This is a genomic window from Micromonospora sp. NPDC006766 (genome assembly GCF_040636055.1).
In the GTDB taxonomy this organism is placed as follows: Bacteria; Actinomycetota; Actinomycetes; order Mycobacteriales; family Micromonosporaceae; genus Micromonospora.
Map to the genome: position 1 here is coordinate 1 of NZ_JBEYIX010000119.1, position 3589 is coordinate 3589.

General features: G+C 74.6%; 1 protein-coding gene. It reads left to right on the forward strand.

Going from position 1 to position 3589, the window contains the following annotated elements; all coding sequences use genetic code 11:
• Nucleotides 1-3589 (forward strand): type I polyketide synthase (locus ABZ671_RS32525; RefSeq protein ID WP_357865344.1); only part of this gene is annotated, 3589 nt, incomplete at both ends.

Genomic DNA, 3589 nt, shown 5'->3' on the forward strand with positions numbered 1-3589 from the left:
CGGAAGAGACCGAACTGCTCACCGGCCTGGCCACCGCCTGGACCCGCGGCACCACCATCGACTGGACCCCACTACTGGCCGGCGGACGGCGGGTGAACCTACCCACCTACGCCTTCGACCGCCAGCGCTTCTGGCCCGACACCACCGCGACCGGCGCCGACCCAGCCGCCATCGGCCTCACCCGCCCCGGCCACCCCCTGCTCGGCGCGGTCGTGCCCGCCCCGGAGACCGGCGGCGTGGTGCTCACCGGCCGCCTCGGCCTCGACACTCACCCCTGGCTCGCCGACCACGAGGTGCTCGGCTCCGTGCTGCTGCCCGGCACCGCCTATGTCGACCTGGCCCTGCGCGCCGGCGACGAGGCCGGCTGCCCGGTCCTGGCTGACCTGGTGCAGGAGGCACCGCTGGTGCTGCCCGCGCAGGGCGGGGTCCGGCTTCAGGTCGTTGTCGGGGAGCGGACCGCCGCCGGAACCCGGCCGGTGCAGATCTGGTCCTGCCCGGAGCAGGCCGACGACGGCGGCGCGTGGCTGCGTCACGCGAGCGGCGAGCTCACCGAAGACGATCCGGCACCGGCAGCGGAGCTGACCGCCTGGCCGCCGCCGGGTGCCGCGCCGCTTGCGATCGATGACGCGTACGACCGGTTGTGCGCCAGCGGCTACGGATACGGTCCGGTCTTCCAGGGCCTGCGCGCCGCCTGGCAGCACGGCGATGACCTGTACGCCGAGGTGGAGCTGCCCCAGCACGCCCACGACGACGCCACCGCGTTCGGCATCCACCCGGCCCTGCTCGATGCCGCCATGCACACCGAACTGCTCCGGGACAGCGGCGACGAGGAGGGCACCCAGCTGCCGTTCGTCTGGACCGGGGTCGCCCTGCACGCCACCGGTGCCACCTCCGTCCGCGTCCGGCTCACCCATCCGGCGGCCGACCGGATCAGCCTGCTCGTCGCCGACGGGGCCGGGCAGCCGGTGCTCACCGTCGAGTCGCTGGTCTCCCGGCCGATGACCGCCGACCGGCTGGCCCCCGTCGCCCCCGCCGACGCGTTGCTCAGCGTGGCCTGGTCGCCCAGCCCGACTGCCGGTTCGGCGGACGGGTCGGAGGTCGTGCACATCTACGGGGCCGACGACCTGGACCTGATCAGCGCCGAGGGCCCGCGGCTGGCCGTGGTCGCCCCGGTCACCCTGTCGACGGGCGGGGACGTGCCGACCCGCAGCCGGGAAACCACAGTGGAGGGTGTGCGGCTGGTGCAGCGCTGGCTGGCCCGCCCGGAACTCGGGGAGGCGCGGCTGGTGTTGGTCACCCACCAGGCCGTACCGGTCGGCGCGGACGACGACGTGGACCTCACGGCCGCCCCGGTCTGGGGCCTGGCCCGGGCCGCCCAGGCCGAGCACCCGGAGCGGATCGTACTGCTCGACACCGACACCGGGCCGGACCAGGAGATCGACGGGTCGCTGCTGGCACGGGCGATCGCTACAGGTGAGCCGGAACTAGCAATCCGTGGCGGCGAGCTGTTCGTGCCCCGGCTCGCCCCGGCGGACCTCACGGACGGCGAGGCGCCGTGGACCGAGGGCACCGTGCTGATCACCGGCGGGACCGGTGGGCTCGGCGCGCTGCTCGCCGAGCATCTGGCCGGGCGTCATGGCGTACGGGAACTGGTGTTGACCTCGCGGCGTGGCCTCGCCGCGCCCGGCGCGGAAGCCCTGCGGGACCGCCTCGCCGAGCTCGGCGCGACCGCGCGGATCGTCGCCTGCGACGTCGCCGACCGGAGCGCGGTCGAGCGGCTGATCGGCGAGGTCGGCGACCGGCTGACCGGCATCGTGCACGCCGCCGGGATCGGCGACAACGCGCTGCTCGACCACCTCGACGCGGAGCGGATCGGAACGGTCTTCGCCCCGAAGGCGGACGCGGCCTGGCACCTGCACGAGCTGACCGCGGATCTGCCGATCCGCGCGTTCGTGCTGCTCTCCTCGGCGGGCGGGCTGGTGCTCGCGGCCGGGCAGGGCAACTACGCCGCGGCCAACGTCTTCCTGGACGCCCTGGCCGTGCACCGGCGCCGCCACGGACTGCCGGCGACCGCACTGTCCTACGGGCTGTGGGACGCCGGCTCCGGTCTGGCGGCCGAGCTGACCGACACCGACCGGGACCGGATGCGCCGGCTCGGCCTGCCCGCGCTGACCACCCCGGAGGCGCTGGAGCTGTTCGACCGGGCGGTCGGCAGCGGAGCCGCCCACCTGGTGCCGCTCCCCGTCGACCGGTCGGCGTTGCGGGCCCGTACCGATGAACCGCCCGCCCTGCTGCGCGGCCTCGCTGCCGGACGCCGGTCCCGGGCCCGAGCCGCCTCCGGCGGGGGCGCCGCCGGCACGCTGCGGCAGCGCCTCGCCGGGCTGCCCGACGCGGACCGGGACCGGGAGCTGCTGCGGCTGGTCCGGGAACAGGTCGCCGCGGTGCTCGCGCACGAGTCGGCCGACGCAATCGCCCCCGAGCGGCCGTTCAGCGACCTGGGCTTCGACTCGTTGACCGCCGTCGAGCTGCGCAACGCGCTGAGCGCGGTGACCGGGCTGCGGCTGCCCGCCACGTTGGTCTTCGACCACCCGACCGCTGCGGCCGCCGCTCGGCTGCTGCGGGACGAACTGCTCGGCGGGGAGTCGGCGGCGCCCATCACCTCGACGGTGACGGTGACCGACGGCGACCCGATCGCGATCGTGGCGATGGCCTGCCGCTACCCGGGCGGGGTGACCTCGCCGGAGGACCTGTGGCGGCTGGTCGCCGACGGGGTGGACGCGGTGGGCGAATTTCCCACGGACCGTGGCTGGGACCTGGAGGGCATCTACGACCCCGAACCGGGCAAGCCGGGCCGCAGCTACACCCGGCACGGCGCGTTTCTCTACGACGCCGCCGATTTCGACCCGGCGCTGTTCGAGATCTCGCCGCGTGAGGCGGTCGGCATGGACCCGCAGCAGCGGCTGCTGCTCGAGGTCGCCTGGGAGACCCTGGAACGCGCCGGGATCGACCCGACCGCGCTACGTGGCAGTGACACCGGGGTCTTCACCGGCGTCATGTACCACGACTACGCGGGTGGGGCGGCCGGCAGCATCGTCTCCGGCCGGGTGGCGTACGCCCTGGGCCTGGAAGGGCCCGCGATCAGTGTGGATACGGCCTGCTCGTCGTCGCTGGTGTCGCTGCACTTCGCGATGCAGTCGCTGCGCAGCGGCGAGTGCTCGCTGGCCCTGGCCGGCGGCGTGACCGTGATGTCCACCCCGGAGATGCTCTGCTACTTCAGCGAGCAGCGTGGGCTGGCGCCGGATGGCCGGTGCAAGTCGTTCGCGGGTGCGGCCGACGGGACCGGTTGGGGTGAGGGTGCGGGCCTGCTTCTGCTGGAGCGGCTGTCTGACGCGGAGCGTAACGGGCACGAGGTGCTCGCGGTGATCCGTGGTTCGGCCGTCAACCAGGACGGGGCCAGCAACGGGCTGACCGCGCCGAACGGGCCCGCGCAGCAGCGGGTGATTCGGGCCGCGTTGGCGAATGCCCGGTTGACGGCGGCGGATGTGGATGTGGTGGAGGCGCACGGTACGGGGACCACGTTGGGGGATCC